At 66.1% G+C, this 16,353-nt stretch carries 16 protein-coding genes; 9 read left to right on the forward strand and 7 right to left on the reverse strand.

What is annotated here, in order from left to right; all coding sequences use genetic code 11:
- The first annotated feature begins 93 nt into the window (after positions 1–93).
- Both ACZ45O_RS10860 and ACZ45O_RS10865 read left to right on the forward strand, forming a co-directional pair.
- Entirely contained in the window at positions 94–1,671 is a 1,578-nt protein-coding gene (locus ACZ45O_RS10860; RefSeq protein ID WP_464852921.1) for a glycine betaine ABC transporter substrate-binding protein, read from the forward strand.
- 915 nt (positions 1,672–2,586) lie between these two features.
- A complete protein-coding gene (locus tag ACZ45O_RS10865) occupies positions 2,587–2,817 on the forward strand; it encodes a hypothetical protein (RefSeq protein WP_464852922.1) in 231 nt (76 codons plus the stop codon).
- 313 nt (positions 2,818–3,130) lie between these two features.
- Here the strand turns inward: ACZ45O_RS10865 and ACZ45O_RS10870 are convergent, their stop codons facing one another.
- Together ACZ45O_RS10870 and ACZ45O_RS10875 are read right to left on the reverse strand one after the other, a co-directional pair.
- The gene (locus ACZ45O_RS10870; protein ID WP_464846496.1) at positions 3,131–3,574 is read right to left on the reverse strand and encodes a hypothetical protein; all 444 of its coding nucleotides are present in this window, start codon (positions 3,572–3,574) and stop codon (positions 3,131–3,133) included.
- A gap of 161 nt (positions 3,575–3,735) precedes the next feature.
- The gene (locus ACZ45O_RS10875) at positions 3,736–4,845 is read right to left on the reverse strand and encodes a hypothetical protein (RefSeq protein WP_464852923.1); all 1,110 of its coding nucleotides are present in this window, start codon (positions 4,843–4,845) and stop codon (positions 3,736–3,738) included.
- Positions 4,846–5,155: 310 nt separating this feature from the next.
- Between ACZ45O_RS10875 and ACZ45O_RS10880 the strand changes: the two genes are divergently transcribed.
- The 7 genes from ACZ45O_RS10880 to ACZ45O_RS10910 are packed head-to-tail and all read left to right on the forward strand — an operon-like array spanning position 5,156 to position 11,015.
- Positions 5,156–6,157: a FecCD family ABC transporter permease gene (locus ACZ45O_RS10880; RefSeq protein ID WP_464846500.1), complete on the forward strand. Its 1,002-nt coding sequence runs from the start codon at positions 5,156–5,158 to the stop codon at positions 6,155–6,157.
- Positions 6,154–6,966 carry an ABC transporter ATP-binding protein gene (locus ACZ45O_RS10885; RefSeq protein WP_464852924.1) on the forward strand — a complete coding sequence of 271 codons (813 nt, stop codon included), beginning with the start codon at positions 6,154–6,156 and terminating at the stop codon, positions 6,964–6,966. Before ACZ45O_RS10880 ends, ACZ45O_RS10885 begins: the two co-directional genes overlap by 4 nt.
- Entirely contained in the window at positions 6,963–8,042 is a 1,080-nt protein-coding gene (locus ACZ45O_RS10890) for an ABC transporter substrate-binding protein (RefSeq protein ID WP_464852926.1), read from the forward strand. Before ACZ45O_RS10885 ends, ACZ45O_RS10890 begins: the two co-directional genes overlap by 4 nt.
- Before the next feature lie 14 nt (positions 8,043–8,056).
- Positions 8,057–8,794, forward strand: coding sequence for a hypothetical protein (locus ACZ45O_RS10895; RefSeq protein WP_464852927.1), 738 nt, complete (start codon positions 8,057–8,059; stop codon positions 8,792–8,794).
- Between the two features lie 11 nt (positions 8,795–8,805).
- A complete protein-coding gene (locus tag ACZ45O_RS10900; protein WP_464852929.1) occupies positions 8,806–9,012 on the forward strand; it encodes a hypothetical protein in 207 nt (68 codons plus the stop codon).
- Positions 9,013–9,014: 2 nt separating this feature from the next.
- Positions 9,015–9,866 (forward strand): hypothetical protein, encoded by an 852-nt coding sequence (locus tag ACZ45O_RS10905; RefSeq protein ID WP_464852931.1) that lies wholly within the window; start codon positions 9,015–9,017, stop codon positions 9,864–9,866.
- 54 nt (positions 9,867–9,920) lie between these two features.
- Positions 9,921–11,015, forward strand: a complete 1,095-nt coding sequence (locus tag ACZ45O_RS10910) for an Ig-like domain-containing protein (protein WP_464852933.1) — start codon at positions 9,921–9,923, stop codon at positions 11,013–11,015.
- Between the two features lie 122 nt (positions 11,016–11,137).
- Here the strand turns inward: ACZ45O_RS10910 and ACZ45O_RS10915 are convergent, their stop codons facing one another.
- The 5 genes from ACZ45O_RS10915 to ACZ45O_RS10935 form a co-directional block, all read right to left on the reverse strand.
- Positions 11,138–11,608 (reverse strand): hypothetical protein, encoded by a 471-nt coding sequence (locus tag ACZ45O_RS10915; protein ID WP_464846516.1) that lies wholly within the window; start codon positions 11,606–11,608, stop codon positions 11,138–11,140.
- A 326-nt stretch (positions 11,609–11,934) separates the two neighbouring features.
- On the reverse strand, positions 11,935–14,268 hold the full coding sequence (locus ACZ45O_RS10920; RefSeq protein WP_464852935.1) for a vitamin B12-dependent ribonucleotide reductase: 2,334 nt from the start codon (positions 14,266–14,268) through the stop codon (positions 11,935–11,937).
- A 67-nt stretch (positions 14,269–14,335) separates the two neighbouring features.
- Positions 14,336–14,788: a transcriptional regulator NrdR gene (gene nrdR / locus ACZ45O_RS10925; RefSeq protein ID WP_464852937.1), complete on the reverse strand. Its 453-nt coding sequence runs from the start codon at positions 14,786–14,788 to the stop codon at positions 14,336–14,338.
- 138 nt (positions 14,789–14,926) lie between these two features.
- Positions 14,927–15,682, reverse strand: coding sequence for an SIR2 family NAD-dependent protein deacylase (locus tag ACZ45O_RS10930; protein WP_464852938.1), 756 nt, complete (start codon positions 15,680–15,682; stop codon positions 14,927–14,929).
- A gap of 88 nt (positions 15,683–15,770) precedes the next feature.
- On the reverse strand, positions 15,771–16,223 hold the full coding sequence (locus ACZ45O_RS10935) for a hypothetical protein (protein WP_464852939.1): 453 nt from the start codon (positions 16,221–16,223) through the stop codon (positions 15,771–15,773).
- Positions 16,224–16,353 lie beyond the last annotated feature (130 nt).

Here is a 16,353-nt window from a genome sequence, read left to right on the forward strand (position 1 = left end):
TGTGCCTGACTCTGTGCCTGACCCTGTGCCCGATCCTGTGCCTGACCCTGCGCCTGTGCCCGACCCTTCCCGACCCTTCCCGACCCTTGATGTTTGGAGGCGACCGCCATCGAGACCCTGCGCTACATGGCCGAGAACTGGCGCCACCTGCTGGAACTCACGGGCCAGCATCTGCAGATCGCCCTGATCGCGGTGCTGGGGGCCCTGGTGGTGGGCGTCGTCCTGGGCATCCTCGCCAGCCGGTACCCCGCCGTGGCCGGTCCGCTGGTCGGTACCACCGCAGTCTTCCAGACCATCCCGGCGCTGGCCTTCATCGGCTTCGTCATGATCTTCCTGGGGCTCACCCGCTGGACGGGCATCACGGTGCTCTTCTTCTACTGCCTGCTGCCCATCGTGCGGGGCACCTACACGGGCATCTCCCAGGTGCAGCCCGGGGTAATCGAGGCCGCCCGCGGCATGGGCATGACCGGGTGGCAGATCCTGACCCGGGTGGAGATCCCCCTGGCCCTGCCGGTAATCCTGGTCGGGGTGCGCCTGGCCACGGTGGTCGCGGTGGGCACGGCCACGATGATGTCGCTGGCCGGGGCCGGCGGACTGGGGCAGGAGATCTTCGCGGGCATCGACCGGGTCCAGAACAAGATGATCCTGGCCGGCGCGGTCCCGGCGGCGGTGCTGGCGGTCCTGGCCGACCGGGCCATCGGCGCGCTGGAGGTGCTGCTCACCCCCGCCGGGCTCATGCCCGGCGGAGCCCGGCGGGGCGGCCGGCGGTTGCGCCAGTGGGCGACCATCGGCGCCTTCGCGGCAGTGTCGCTGGTGGCCATGTCGGCCGCCGGCGGCGCCGGCCCACGGGAGGGCGTGGTTACGATCGGCTCAAAGGACTTCACGGAGTCGATCCTGCTGAGCGAGATGGTCGCGCAGACCATCGAGGCCCGCACCGACATCCGGGTGGTGCGGAAGCTGAACCTGGGCGGCACGAAGGTGAACTTCGACGGGCTGCGCAGCGGCAGCCTCGACATGTACCCGGAGTACGACGGCACCGCCTACGCCATCCACCTGGGCCACACCGAGCCCGTCACCGACCCGGCGGCGGTGTACGACCAGGTCAGGCGGGAGTTTGAGGAGAAGTTCGGGCTCACCTGGTCTGAGCCGTTCGGTTTCAACAACACCTACGCCCTGGCCATGCCCGAGGACCTGGCGGCGCAGTACGGCATCCGCACCGCGTCCGACCTTGCCCCGCACAGCCCCCGGTTCGTCTTCGGCACCACCAACGAGTTCATGGGCCGGGCGGTGGACGGCTACCAGCCGATGGTGGAGACCTACGGGTACCAGTTCAAGAGCGTCAGCACCATGACCGCCGGGCTGCGCTACACCGCGATTCAGTCGGGCGAGATCCACGTGATGGACGCCTACGCGACCGACGGAAAGCTGCGCGCGTTCGGCCTGGTGATCTTGGAGGACGACAAGCGCTTCTTCCCGCCCTACAACGGCGGGATGATCATCCGGCAGGACACCGTGGCGAAGAACCCGGGGCTCATGGAGGCGGTGAACCTGCTCGCCGGCACGCTCTCGGACGAGGCGATGCGGGAGCTGAACTACCGGGTGGAGGTGCTGGGGGAGAGCGTGCAGGAGGTGGCGCGGGACTTCTTGCGGAGTCAAGGGATCGTGCAGTGAGTTTTGGGATATGGGTGGTGGTGGCAGGACGGGTGCTGTGGCGACATGGCATCAGGCAGCGTGCGGGGCGGCTAATACGATGGACCTCACGACAATGTCACCGGCAGGGGCTGCGGTCACGGAACGGGCAAAATGTGCGCTGGGGCGGGGGCTGAGGGTGCACATTCTGCCCGGAACGGGACCCGAGACGCGCCAGATCGGCGGGTAGGGCGGCGCCAAGGGCCCCGCGGCGAGACTGGCAACTGCCCTCGGGACCGGTGAGCGGGCAAGATGTGCACCGAGGGGGCAGGAGCGAGTGCACATTCTTCCCGGAGGCGTGACGGAATCGGGCACAGGGCGCGAAGTGCGGCCGAATTCCACTTGCTCTCGGGGCGAAATCGAAATCCGCCGCAACTCGCCGGCGCCGCGGACCGCTGCCGTGTGGTTGAAGGCTGAGGGAGTCGGCTGTGGGGCACGAAGTGCGGCCGATTTCCACTTGGTACGCAAGCGAAGTCGAAACCCGCCGCAGTTCGCCGGCGCCGCGGACCGCTGCCGTGTGGTTGAAGGCTGGGGGAGTCGGCCGCGGGGCGCGAAGTGCGGCCGAATTCCACTTGGTACGCAAGCGAAATCGAAATCCGCCGCAACTCGCCGGCGCCGCGGACCGCTGCCGTGTGGTTGAAGGCTGAGGGAGTCGGCTGTGGGGCACGAAGTGCGGCCGATTTCCACTTGGTACGCAAGCGAAGTCGAAATCCGCCGCAACTCGCCGGCGCCGCGGACCGCTGCCATGTGGTTGAGGTCTGAAGGAGACGGCCGCGGGACACGAAGTGCGGCCGATTTCCACTTCGCCCGATAGCGAAGTCGAAATCGGCCGTAGTTGGCGGACGCCACGCCTCTGCGCGGGGTGGTTGAAGCGTTGAAAGAGCGCACCATCCGCCCTTGCAGGCATTCATGCGGCAGCACGAGGTGAGGCGCCGCATGGTCTTCACGGTCATCAACATCACGATCCTGCTCTTCAACCTGTGTGCTGCCATATGGGTGTGGCGGGACGGCCACCGGAGACGGGATCCCTGGGCGCCGACCTGGGCCCTGGCGACTTACCTGTTCTCCTTCCTGGGCCTTCTGGCATACCTGCTGCACCGGCGCGGACGCCCGGCGCCGTCATCGTAACCCCGCGTGTACAGTCGTTGCTCCGAACAAGCTGTGGAGCAGTTCCAACTGCCGCTGGAGCTGCTCCACCTTTGCTTCGCCTACTCCCACGCGAAGGGATTCAGTGACCAGCCGCGTGTTCCAGACTTCAAACTCACCCCTGTACTCGGATTCACCGAGGTGGGACACCGCCTCACGGATGACCTCCTCCGTGACCACCGCTGGATCGATTGGATGCGGTTCCCACAGAGCGACGCCGGAATCGTGGTCGGCCCTGGGCGATGCATCTCGCCCAGGGCCGACATGCAGCAACGAACCTTCCGATTGGCCCCCTTCACCGCTCGGCGGGATTCTCGTTGGGCCTCGGCTGCGAGCCAAACGCATGGAGCACCCCAACAGCGATGAGGAACGCGCCGAACATGCGAAGGGCGGCTCCCGAGGCCAGCGGGCTCAGCCAGTGCCCTGCCGCCGACAGTCCCGCCCTGTACAGCGCCACCTGAAGGGGCAGTGCGCTCACCAGCAGGAGCCCAGCGGCCAGGTACAGGATGGTCAGCCCCCACTGCGGCCGAGCGAAGTCCTGTCTCCGCAGCCGCGCCCAGAGGATCGGCGCCAGGACCAGGAGGCCGGCCAGCACCTGGAGGGCGCCTGCCAGGAAGAAGTAGCCCCACGAGTGTGTGAGGGTGCGCGGATTGACGACCAGCTGCTGGAGCGACCCCGCCACGCAAACCAGGGCCACCCCGCCACAGATGACGAGGAGATGAAGTCCCCACGAACGCATTCCCTTCGCCTCCCTTCCCCTTACGGGTCTGTGCAGCCATCCCTCTCACACTCTTAGACCGCCCAGAGGCGCCGGAAGGTTCGATCAATTACGGCCATGGCGACAGACTTCGCCCCGCCTGCCGCTTCCAGGCCGCCACACAAGGCAAGCAGCGCGGGCGATTACCGGCCAACCCGAGGCGGGGCGATCGGTTCGTAATGGTCGGCAGGCATATCCAGCGGCGCGCCGCAGCCCATCCAGAGCTGCAGGATCCGGCCATCCTCGTTCAGAACGGCTGCCTTGGCTCCATGATCGTGGCGGTACTCCGCAAACTGCACGAAATAGGCCCAGTCGCCGATGCCGTGCACCCGGTAGGCGGCGTAAAGCCACCGGGATCCCCCCACCCAGTTCTCCGCGAGGCTGCGGACGGTATCCCGGCCCGTCCAGGTGTTGTTGACCTGGCACGATCCCCACGTCACACGCGGTGCCAGCGCGCCTTCTGCGTCTTCTTCACATTCCAGCATATCGCAGGACACCAGGCGGTCGACATCCTTCGCCAGGAACGCATCGATGACGGCGTCGACTTCGGCGATCTGCGTGCGAAAATCGGGCGGGTAGACGTCGGGAGGAGTCGATGCCGCCTCGTCCTCCCCGCCGGGGCCGCTCAGCAGCGCAGTCGGCGACATGGATTCGGCGATGGCGAACAGGTCCTCCTGGGTCAAGTGCGGCCCGGACAGCGCGATGTAGGCCCCGTCCTCGTTCCACCACACGATGTTCCCCCCGAACTCCGGCTGGTTGGGGATGAAGCGCGCCTCACGGCCGTCGCGGATGGGCGTGCCACCGCCGACCATCTTGCGCGGATCGGCATCGATGCAGCACCCTGCCGGGCCGGCGGCAACGCTCAACTCCGCCTGAAGGTCATCGTCGACGTAGACGATCCTCACCAGCCGGTCCTGGTGAGTCGGCATGAGCGGATGTAGTCCTTCCGGAACCTGCGTGGGGACAAAGATGGGGTAGCTCAGCTCCTGGCGCAGCTCGGCCAGCCGCTCGTCCGCCCTGCGCGCCCGTTCATCCCAGTCGCGCCCCGGCGCGGCACCGGCGGCCCCCCCGGGCGAGTCCGGCCCATCCGCGTCAGCGACCCCGGCCGGGGGTTCCGGCGTCCGTTCACCGATCGGGCCAGCGGGTTGATTCACCGCCGCAGACTCGTCTGCAACTTCCCCACCGGGCAAGCGGCTGGGCGAACTGCAGCCCACCAGCACGACCAGCGCAAGCAAGAGCGCTGCGATTCTCATGGGAGGCCCCCTCCTCTGTTCAAACCTGCATCTGGACACCTTCACCTGCCATAACGCCGGCCAACGCACCGAAGTTGCGGGCAGTAAGGACCAGCAGCCGGTGTTGAGTAGTACTCGGGTAGCCCTATCGGTGGGTTCGCACAACTGCACCCGCCATGTTACAATCAGAGAGGCAATGCTTTTGATGCGAACAATTCATACCCTGAGATACTGAGCCGGTGCGCCTGTGTGACCGTTCTCGGAAAACACGACCACCTTTTTATATTTCTGGCGTGATGCTGAACGGAGCATCGCGGCAGAGGAGGCGCGTATGATCATCCGTCAGACATCTCCCAGGATAGCCGGTAAGCTGCTGCTCATTCTGGGCCCCCTGCTGTGCATCCTCCTCACGCTGTTCGTCGGGCGCTACGCGGTCAGCTTCAGCGGGGTGTGGGGCGCCCTGCTGGGCCGCGGATCCATCGAGGTGCTCACCGTCATCTGGTACCTGCGCCTCCCCCGCGCCGTCGCGGCGGCCTTTGTGGGCGCGTCGCTGGCCGTAGCCGGCACCGCGTTCCAGGGGGTTTTCCGGAACCCGCTGGTCAACTCCGGCATCCTGGGCGTCAACAACGGCGCGGCCTTCGGCGCCGCGCTGGCCATCGTGCTGATGGGCGGCGGGGTTTACAGCTACATCTTTGCCTTCGCCTTCGCCATCCTGGCTGTGGTGATGAGCGCCCTGGCCGGGCGGGTGTACGGCTCATCGCCCACGGTGACGCTCGTGCTCGGCGGCGTGATCATCTCCTCGCTCTTCGGGTCCCTGACCTCGCTGCTGAAGTACCTCGCCAACCCCTACACCCAGTTGCCGGCCATCACCTTCTGGATGATGGGCTCCCTGGCCTCGGTGGGCTACACCCACCTGGTCGCCGTGCTCCCCATGGCGGCAGGTATGTTCCTGGTCTGGCTCTGCCGTTGGAAGATCAACGCCCTGTCCATGGGTGAGCGCGAGGCGCTGGCCCTGGGCGTGGACACCAGGCTCTACAAGTTCCTGATCATCGGCGGCGCCACGCTGAGCACCGCGTCAGCGGTGTGCATCAGCGGCTCGATCGGCTGGATCGGCCTGGTGATTCCCCACATCGGCCGCATGCTCGTGGGCAACAACAACACCCGACTGGTGCCCGTGAGCATGTCGCTCGGGGCCTGCTTCCTGGTCCTCACTGACCTGATCTCGCGCAACATCACGACGTCCGAGGTCCCGCTGAGCATCCTGACGTCGCTGGTGGGCACGCCCTTCTTCATCTACTTGCTGAAGAAGACGAAGGGGGGCGCCTGGCGATGAGCGAGCTCCTGCGAGTGGAAAACCTGGCGTTCTCCTACGGCAGGCGGCAGGTCTTCCGGGACGTGAGCTTTTCGGTTCCGGCAGGACAGATCGTCTGCCTGATGGGGCCCAACGGCTGCGGCAAGACCACGCTGCTGGACAACATCATGGCGATTCACAGGCCGGACCAGGGCTCGATCACCCTGCTGGGCAAGCCGCTGCACGCCTACAAGCGGCACGAGATCGCGTCCGAGATCGCTTACGTCCCGCAGATCCACGACGTCCACTTCCCCTACACGGTCCGCGAGGTGGTCATGCTGGGGCGCACGGCCTACACCGGCCTGTTCGGCGAGCCTGACGAGGAGGACGAAGCGGTCTGCCTGGCCGCGATGCGGCGGGTGGGCGTCGATCGCTTCGCCGACCAGCCCTACTCCCGCCTGTCCGGCGGCGAGATCAAGCTGGTGCTGCTGGCCCGGGCGCTCGGGCAGCAGACCCGGCTCATCCTCATGGACGAGCCCACCGCACACCTGGACTACCGGAACGAACTGCTCTTCCTGGAGACCATCGCCTCGCTGGTGGCCAAGGAGCGGATCTCGGTGCTGATGGCGACCCACTCGCCGGAACACGCTTTCTACTTCGCCGGCCTGGGCACCGAGACCCGGGCAGCCATGTTCAAGGACGGAACCATCTTCGCCTACGGCGATCCGGAGGAGGTGATTACCGAGGCCGCGCTGGAGCAGGTGTACGGGGTGAAGGCACGCATCGTGACCGACATCGATGAACAGGGGCGGGCCATCCGCTCCATCTCGCTGCGGAGGACGATAAAGTGAGAAAGAAACTGATTGCTCTGCTGCTGCTCTGCTGCCTGGCGGTCCCGCTCGCCGCCTGCGGCGGAAAGTCCCCCGCCGGCAGCGACACGCGCACCGTCGTGGACACGCTCGGCCGCAGCGTGGAGGTTCCGGCCGAACCGAAGGCCGTGGCCACCCTGAGCCCCTTCGCCGGGCCCATGGTGGTGCTCTACGGATGGGGCGACCGGATGCCGGCCACCACCAACGCGGTCAAGCGCGACCTCTTGATCCATGCCATGGAGCCCGCGCTGGAGAACTCCGTGAGTGTGAAGAGCAGCGGCTCCATGAACGCGGAGGAAATCCTGCGGCTGAACGTGGACCTCATCTTCGTCGACCCGGAGATCTACCACAATCCTGACGAACGGGCCAAGCTGGAAGCGCTGGACATCCCCTACGTGGTCATCGCCTTCACGGACATGGCCGGCCAGATGGCGGCCGCCCGCGTGATCGGCGAGGCCCTGGGTGAGACAGAGGAAGCCGAGGCCTATGTCGCCTGGTATCAGGAGGCTATTGACCGGGTGGCCGGGGGCGTGGCCGACATCCCCGGGGACGAGCTGCCCCGTCTCTACCATTCCGTGAACGAGGCGGTGCGCACCGACTATCCCGGCAGCGTGCCGGCGGACTGGATCGCCGTCACCCGCGCCATCAACGTCTCGCTGGATGCAGAGTTGGAGATGAAAGGCGACCACGCCTACACCACGCTGGAGCAGATCTACGTGTGGGATCCCGACGTGATCATCGCCAACGAGCCGGGGGTCGACGACTACATCCTGACCGACGAGAAGTGGGCCGGACTGCGCGCCGTGCGGGACGGCCGGGTGTACCAGATTCCCGTGGGCGTGACCCGGTGGGGCCACCCCAACAGCGTCGAAACGCCGCTGGCCATCCTCTGGCTGGCCGAGCTGCTGTACCCGGACCGGTTCGACATCGACATCGTGGCGGAGATGAAGCACTTCTACGAGACGTTCTTCGACTACGACATGGATGACGCGACCGCCCGGGCCGTGCTGCAGGGCGACGGCATCCGCACGCCCAAGAAGAACCGCCCCGATAAGTAAGGAGCGACGTACAGATGAGGGCCTATCTCTGTATTGACGACACGGACAATCTGGAAAGCATCGGCACGGGAAAGCTCCTGGAGAACCTGTGCGCCGCGCTGAAGGCGGCGGGGCTGGGCACGGGGAGCTTCGTCACGCGGCACCAGCTCTTCGTTCACGAGGACATCCCCTATACCTCGCACAACAGCGCCATGTGCACCGAGGTCGCGCTAGATGACCCCGAGGCCGTCGCCCGCTTTGCCGGCGACTACCTGAGCCACCATGCCGCCCAGGGCTCCGATCCGGGCCTGTGCCTGCTGCTGCCCGATGAGCTCCAGGACGCCGGCCCACTGATGGAGTACGGCCGCCGGGCGAAGGCGGAGGTCCTGACGAAGGAGGCCGCCTGGCAGACAGCCGCCCGCTATCCCGGCAAGGTCTGGCTTTCAGAACACGGTGGGACGGGCATCGGCATCATCGGCGCCCTGGCCGGGGCGGCCCTGCGCCTGGACGGCAGCGACGGCCGGGTAAAGGGCAAGATCCACCCCGAGACGCCGGGCGAGCGGCTGACGGTGGGCGAGTTCTGCCGCAAGTACGGCTTCGGCCAGGCGGTGCGGGAGGCGGACGGCGAGCCCGTGGCCGACGACGAGCCGCTGATCTTCCGGGAGCAGACCAAGGCGGTGTACCGGAACCACAAGGTCACGGCGCTGCTCATCTGGCACGGGGACCACTGGGAGCCGAAGCCGAAGCTGCGCCGGGAGAAGACGAAGAAGTGAGGTTAGACCCCATGTGGGAAAACATGGCGGACGGCACGAGGCATTTCCGGCACGGCGATGAGGCGCCGGAGCTGGCCGCCCGGGCGGCCCTGGCCTGCGGCCGGTTTCAGCGTGATGACGAGGAGGAGTGCTTCTTCGACGAGCCGGTGACCTGCTACAACTGCCGCTGGCGCCGGTGGACGGCGGACAGCTTTACATGCCTCCGAAGGGATGGATGAACGTGAACAGATGGCTCTCGGTGATCATCGCACTGGCCCTGATGCTGGGAGGCTCCGCCCTCGCCATGGCCGGAAACGGCTCCGGTGGCGGCTCGGGTTCCGGCGAAAACCGCAGTGACCCGATTACCGTGGTGAACAGTTCGCTGGCGGACGGGGCGGTGATCGAAGGTGATACGCTCACCGTCCACCTCGAGTTCAACAAGAACGTGGTCCATTTCTCCGTGCGTCAGAACAACATGGGCCGCTTCTCCCTGTACGACGAGAGCGGCGAGCGCCATCCCCTGGAGGTCCACATGGGGGACGACCAGGTGGATCCGACCTGCAAGCGGCTGGTCGACCTGACAGCGTCCGGCCTGCAGCCGGGGGACTACACGCTGGTGATCGAAAGCGGCCTCACGGCCAAGAACGGCACCTCCCTGGACCGGGACATCGCCATTCGCTTCACCGTGGCCGGCGAGGCATCTGCGGCTGGGGCGGATGAACCTCCCGAGGATGAGGCTGCGACGGAACAGCAGCCAGCCGGGGAGACCCCTGCGGATGAGGCCGCGATGAACGAACCGCGTGGGGAAGAGGGTGAGGAAGGGGCTTCTGCGGAAGAACCGGCTACGGATGCATCTCCGGCGGAGACGCCCGCAGGTGAGCCGGCAGATGAGCCCGAGCCCGGTTCCGACGCGTCCCCGTTCGAGTCGGCCTCAGCCGGCGCGGCGCCGCCGGCTCTGAGCGCGAGTGAGGCCGCAGGCGTGGCAGGTAACGCTGTGAGCCGGCAGAACCGCGTTGCCGTGTATGCGGTCGTCGGCGCCGCAGTGGTGGGTGTGGCCGCGATCGCTTTGATACGCAAAAAGGATAGGGCTTGATGAGTTTTCCCTGCTATAATTAGTCCGTAGACTATATTCAAAGGAGTGGTACGGTTGAGGAAGAGCAGACTGTCGTTCCGGTTTCTGCTGTCGCTGTTGATGGTTCTGGCCCTTTCCACCACGGCGTTCGCCGCCGGCGAAGGTGGCGGCGGCGGTGGTGGCGGTGGCAAGAGCCCGCTCAGCGTCGTGTCGGTTCAGGTGGACGGCATGGATCTGGACGGCGCCACGGTGGCCCCCGAGGCTGTTATCGAGATCACCTTCGACCGCGGCATGACGGACAACTTCGAAGCCAACGCGGCGCTGATCAAGCTGTACGCGGGTGAGACCGAAGTCGACGCCGCCGTGGCGCAGGCCGACAAGTCGGTCTACACCGTCACGCCGAGCGAAGCGCTGGCCGAGGGCGACTATGAACTCGTCATCGGCGCCGACGTCACGGCCAACAACGGCAGCACCCTGGGGGACGAGGTCCGGGTCAGTTTCGCCGTAGCGGCCCCTGCTGCTGAGGAGGAGGCTGTCGAGGAGGAGCCTGCTGCTGAGGAGGAGGCCGCCGAGGACGAGGTCATCCAGCCTGCCGACACTCCCGAGTTTGAGTACTGCGTCCTCTCCGACTGGGTCCTGATCGTCAACGGCAAGCAGGTGGACGCCCAGGCGTACAACGTGGATGGGTACAACTACTACAAGCTGCGGGATATCGCGATGGCCCTGAACGGCACGGCGAACCAGTTCTCCGTGGCCTGGGACGAGGAGAAGGGTCTGGTCACGGCCGTTGCCGGCGAGCCGTATGAGCCGGTGGGCGGCGAGCTGGAGAAGAGCGATGAGGACCTGAGCGACACTTGCGTGCCGTCCCCCCATCCGGCCCTGTTCAACGGCACTCCCTCCACCGCCTACACCTACAACATCGGCGGCTACAACTACTTCAAGCTGCGCGACCTGGCCGATGTGTTCGGCTTCGCTGTTGACTTCGACGCCGAATCCCGCACGGTTCTGGTGACCACCTCCGATTACGTGGCCCCTGCCGACGAGGAGGCTGCTGTTGACGAGGAGGCCGCCGAGAAGGAGCCTGCTGCTGACGAGGAGGCCGACGCTGAGGAGGAGGCTGCTGCTGACGAGGAGGCACCTGCTGAGGACGAGGTCCCCGGCGAGGAGTAGGATAGGCAGTGCAGAAGGGCTGTCCCGGGAGCTGATCGCTCCGGCGGGACAGCCCTTTGTCCGTTCCGGATGTGCCGCCGCACCCGGCAGGGCCGAATGGTCTCGGCGGGGTTCGCGTCCGGTCAGGGTATTGCCCATATCGACGTTACAGCGTGTCGCAAGGGCAGACCAAGGTATCGGTAGTAGATGATGACTTCGGTCTGTTCCGAAGGCATACCCTCCCAGTCCAGACGAAGTCCGTAGCTTCCTTCTCCTTTTTCCAGAACGCGCTGCCGGGGCTCTATCTCCCATCCCCTTACCGGCCCTGTCTTCAGCTTGTGGCCGTTCGCATCGAGATCGATCGCCGCGTTTCCGGCGAGGTGGGTATCGGTGAAATTGGCCACAGCCATCGCTCGGGGGTACTCCCAGTTTTCACCGTTGACGCGAACTCCGGTCAGCCGGAGAGACCACCGCCCCGTGTTCTGCAGGTCGATGCCGTAGGCCAGCGTCTTGTCTCCTGTGTATCGCTCCGACAAGCCGGTGCTGCGCAGGGGCGGATGTGTATAGATCCATCCTATCCCCGTTCCAACGGCGACCGCGATCAAGACGACCATCCAGAATCGCAATCCTAACCGCACGCGTCATCCCCCTCAACGGTTCTCGCCAGAACCCGCCCAAGTTTGCAGAAGGGCGAGGCACCGCTAACCCTCCCAGTCGCAACAGTATTGCGATCTTTTCACGAAAAGGACGATCCGGGGCCGGCTCAGGTTCCATGAAGTCCATGCGAGCCATAGGACGCGACTCTGAACGGATCGGTGAGCGGCAGCAACTCCGGTCCCAGTACCGACCAGGCGTCGGGTAATGCGTCACCAGTGCTTGCGACCAAACAGACGGCCCGGCACCAGCGCCGGGCCGTTGTTCCCACATACGTCCTATGAGACTAGCTGCACTTGGAATACCCGCAGTTGTGGCAGGTGGCGCAGCCCTCCCCGATGGCCAGGGCGAAGGAGCCGCACTCCGGGCACGGATCGACCGGGGTATCTACCTGGGCGCCCATCATCTGCGCCTGAGGCGGCGGAGCCTGCTCGGCGGGGACCTGTGCGAGCTTGCCGTTGGCGTCCTTCCAGGCCAGGAAGCGCTGCAGCCCCTTGGCGATGGCGGAGGCCAGGGAAGTGACCCGGTTCGGGCCGAACCCGTACGAGCCGGAGCCGCCGATGTTCTTCAGCGTGTCAATGACGATCTCGATGCGCTCCCGCACCGGCACGTCAGATCGCAGGCGGAGCATCTTGGAGACCAGCATGCCCATGCCGACGGCGTCGGCCATCAGGTCGGAGCCCACGGCGCCCACGTTCACGATGATCTCGAAGGGCTCGCCCTCGTCGTCCATGTGCACGTCGAGCGTCATCTTGCCGAAGTGCGTGGGCACGACAAACATCTTGCCCACCGCCTCGGTCGGACGGGGCCGGATCGACGGACCCTGCGGGGCGGCCTGGGCCTGCCCGGCCTCCTGCTGCTTGCCGGTCTTGTCGCCGGTGGTGAGCACCTGCGACGCCCGGGAGCCGTCGCGGTAGACGGTGAGCCCCTTCAGCCCCAGCTTCCAGGCCAGGTCGTACGCCTTGGCCACGTCCTCCACGGTGGCGTGGTGCGGGAAGTTGATCGTCTTCGACACCGCCGCGTCCACCGGCTGCCGGTGCACCGGGACGTCGTCGCCTCCCTGGAAGGCCGCCTGCATGCGCACGTGCCACTCCGGGGCGATGTCGTGGGAGGTGGCGAAGATCCGCTGCCACTTCTCCGGCACCCCGGCAACGCCCCGGGCGGTGCCCCGCTCCGCCACCTGCTGCATCAGCTCATCGGAGTACCAGCCCTCCTGACGGGCGATCGAGGCGAACTGGCCGTCGACGTCCAGCATCAGGGCGCCCGCCTGGTTGCGGGTGAACACCAGCGCGTACTTCGGCTCGATGCCGCCGGAGCAGGGCAGGTCCGGCCGGGCGGCCATAAGCGAGGTCGTGCCGGTGGGGGCCACCGTGGTCAGCGTGGCGTTGCGCACCTTCAGCCCGGCCTTGTGCCACTGGCTGCCCTCCCACTCCGGGTAGGCGCCCCGCTTCTCGGCCAGCGCCATGGACTCCTCCAGCGCCTTCTGCTTGACGAAGGTCATCACCTGGTTGCCCAGGGCCACCGCCTCTTCGGAATCGTAGGGCAGGCCCATCTGCACCAGCATCTCCGCCCAGCCCATCACCCCCAGGCCGATGCGCCGGTCGCGCTGGGCCTTGTCGGCGATCTCGGGCAGCGGGTACTTGTTGGCGTCGATGACGTTGTCCAGGAAGTGGGTGGCGGCGCGGACGACCTCGCCCAGCCGCTCCCAGTCCACCTCCGGCTCGGCGGTATACGGGTTCTTCACGAAGTTGGCCAGGTTGACGTGGCCCAGATTGCAGGAGCCGTAGGGCGGAAGCGGCTGTTCGCCGCACGGGTTAGTTGCTTCTATAACTTCCACATGATTGTTGGGATTACGCCTGTTAATTCTATCGATGAACACGATGCCGGGCTCGCCCGTCTTCCACGCGTTCTCCACCAGCTTGTCCCAGACCAGCTTGGCGGAGAGCTTCCCGGTAACCTCGCCGTTGCGCGGGTTGATCAGCTCGTACTCGGTGCCGGCCTCCAGGGCGGCCATGAAGGCATCGGTGATGCCCACCGAGATGTTGAAGTTGGTGATCTGGCTGGTATCGGCCTTCGACTCGATGAACTCCAGGATGTCCGGGTGGTCCACCCGCAGGATGCCCATGTTGGCGCCGCGGCGGGTGCCGCCCTGCTTGATCGCCTCGGTGGAGGCGTTGTAGACCCGCAGGAAGGACACAGGCCCCGAGGCGACGCCCTGGCTGGAGCGCACCTTGTCGCCGGCCGGGCGCAGGCGGGAGAAGGCAAAGCCAGTGCCCCCACCTGTCTGGTGGATCAGGGCGGCGTGTTTCATCGTCTCGTAGATCTCCGGCAGGGAGTCCCCCACAGGCAGGACAAAACAGGCCGACAGCTGGCCCAGGGCCGTCCCGGCGCCGGTGAACGTCGGGCTGTTGGGCATGAAGTCCTGGCGGTCCATCAGCTCATAGAACCGCTGCTCAACCGCCCGAACCTCTTTCTTGCTCGCACCGTACTTTGCCTCGATAGCGGCGATGACGCCGGCCACACGGCGCAGCATCTCATCCGGCGTCTCCCGGGTGCCGTCTTCCTTCATCCGCAGGTACCGCTTTTCCAGTACGGTCTTCGCAATATGAGTCAGTTCCAAGTCGGGGCCCCCCCTAGGTAGATTGCCGCGGGCCGCGCGCGAACCCTCGGCGCGGCGCAGGCCCGCCTCAGCGGGACGTCAACAGCTGTTCCAGCTGCTCCCGGAACTCGTTGATGTCCTTGAACTCCCTGTAGACCGAGGCAAACCTCACATAGGCAACGCCATCGATGTGGCGCAGCTTCTCCATCACCCGCTCGCCGATGACCACCGAAGGGACCTCCTGGTCCAGCGAGGAGCGCAGATCCCGCTCGATGTCGTCGGCCAGCTTCTCGATCACTTCCAGCGGCACCGGCCGCTTCTCGCAGGCTTTCAGGACGCCGGTGAGCAGCTTGTCCCGGTTGAAGCGCTCTCGGCGGCCGTCCTTCTTCACCACGATCAGCGGCGGCACTTCCACCCGCTCCATGGTGGTAAAGCGCCGCCCGCAGGCAAGGCACTCCCTGCGCCTTCGCACGGCCTCCTCATCGGCAGCGGGGCGTGATTCGATGACGCGTGACTCACCTCCGCAGAACGGACACTTCATGGTGCAACCCCCATATCTAGTGATTGCACGTCATACTTTACCACCATATCTGGTGTCTGACAACTATGTTGGGCTGCCAAAATTGCACCTTTGCCGCGCGCTGCTCCCGCTACTTCCCTCTTGCTTTGAATTTCGACCTCATACCGAGATCCCCAACTCCTCCGCGAGCGCGGTCAATGCCTGCCCCGCCTTCTCCCGGAAGATCCAGCGCGCCCGCGAGTCCAGGAAGGTGGGCGTGAGGTTGAAGATCGCGAGATCCCCGCCCTGCTGCACGGCCACCGCCGGAAGCTGGTTGGCCGGCCCCACCTCCAGCGAGGAGCCCACCACCAGGAACAGGTCGGCCTTCATGGCGGCGTCAAACGCCTCTTCAATCGCATCCGGGGGCAGGGCCTCCTCGAACAGGACCACGCCGGGCTTCAGGATGCCGCCACATTCCGGACAGCGGGGAATGTCTTCCGCCGTCTCCACCGGTACGTCGATCAGCTGGCTGGGGAACGTGCGGCCGCAGCTCAGGCACGCACACTCCCGGAGCGAGCCGTGCAGTTCGATGACGTCCGGCGAACCTGCAGCCTGGTGCAGGCCGTCCACGTTTTGCGTGATCAGCCGCTTCAGCAGCCCCTCCCGCTGCAGCGCGGCCAGAACCTTGTGAACGGGGTTGGGCTGGGCGCCCCACAGGTGCGAAAAGCGCATCCGGTAGAACTGGTAGAACTCCACCGGCCGCTGCCTGAGGGCGCTCATCGAGATGAGCGACACCGGGTCGATTCCCTTCCAGAGCCCGGTCTTGGACCGGAAGTCCGGCAGTCCGGACTCGGTGGAGGCGCCGGCCCCGGTCAGGGCCACCGCATAGCGCGACGCCTTCAGTGCGCGAGCGAACTCCCGAATCCCTTCCAACATATGCTTCACCCCTTCACCTTTCTTTTCTTCGCCATGAAGAAACGGCCACCTTTTCCGGTGGCCGTCTGCAAAGGATGCCGGCAACGGTTCAGGCGTGGGTGAAGTTGTACGTCGGGCACACGTCGATGTCAGGCCCGTGGACATCCTCCGCTGGCCAGCAGCCGGCAGCGAGGAAGTCGACGGTCACGCCCAGGAGGGCGCTGTTCACCCGCATCATGTAGGGCGAGATGGGGTACTCTCCCGCCACCATCTCGTCGATCTCTGCGTCGGTATGCTCCAGGTACCGCAGCCACAGCCGCCACACCTCCGACGACCAGGCCGACCGCAGCGTGTCGATCACGAGTGCAAACCGGTCGACCGTGCCGGCCTCCGCCAGGCGGCGCCGCTCGTGCGGGGGCGTGCGCATCCAGCGCTCCTGAAACGCCCGCCGCGCCCTGCGCAGATTCACCTCATCCAGCCCGCTGCGGTCCATCAGCTTGCCGTCCATCAGGGTGCGCCTCAGGCGCAGGCCCCTCCCCCACGTCACCGGGCTCTGCAACACCTGCTTGGTCCCCCTTCCGCTTCCCTGTGACTCATTGCCTTAAACGGACAAAAGTCGCGGCGGGTTCTCCGTCCGCGACATTTCGTTGTCGGGAAAGCGCGGTGGCTTTGGCGAATCTTGCGGACCGGGA

It is taken from the genome of Symbiobacterium turbinis, assembly GCF_055383075.1.

Bases quoted from the DNA above. Each gene is read 5' to 3' on its own strand.
- ACZ45O_RS10870 (WP_464846496.1), bottom strand. From the start codon at position 3,574: ATGCGTTCGTGGGGACTTCATCTCCTCGTCATCTGTGGCGGGGTGGCC.
- ACZ45O_RS10875 (WP_464852923.1), bottom strand. From the start codon at position 4,845: ATGAGAATCGCAGCGCTCTTGCTTGCGCTGGTCGTGCTGGTGGGCTGC.
- ACZ45O_RS10880 (WP_464846500.1), top strand. From the start codon at position 5,156: ATGATCATCCGTCAGACATCTCCCAGGATAGCCGGTAAGCTGCTGCTC.
- ACZ45O_RS10885 (WP_464852924.1), top strand. From the start codon at position 6,154: ATGAGCGAGCTCCTGCGAGTGGAAAACCTGGCGTTCTCCTACGGCAGG.
- ACZ45O_RS10895 (WP_464852927.1), top strand. From the start codon at position 8,057: ATGAGGGCCTATCTCTGTATTGACGACACGGACAATCTGGAAAGCATC.
- ACZ45O_RS10900 (WP_464852929.1), top strand. From the start codon at position 8,806: ATGTGGGAAAACATGGCGGACGGCACGAGGCATTTCCGGCACGGCGAT.
- ACZ45O_RS10915 (WP_464846516.1), bottom strand. From the start codon at position 11,608: ATGGTCGTCTTGATCGCGGTCGCCGTTGGAACGGGGATAGGATGGATC.
- nrdR (WP_464852937.1), bottom strand. From the start codon at position 14,788: ATGAAGTGTCCGTTCTGCGGAGGTGAGTCACGCGTCATCGAATCACGC.
- ACZ45O_RS10930 (WP_464852938.1), bottom strand. From the start codon at position 15,682: ATGTTGGAAGGGATTCGGGAGTTCGCTCGCGCACTGAAGGCGTCGCGC.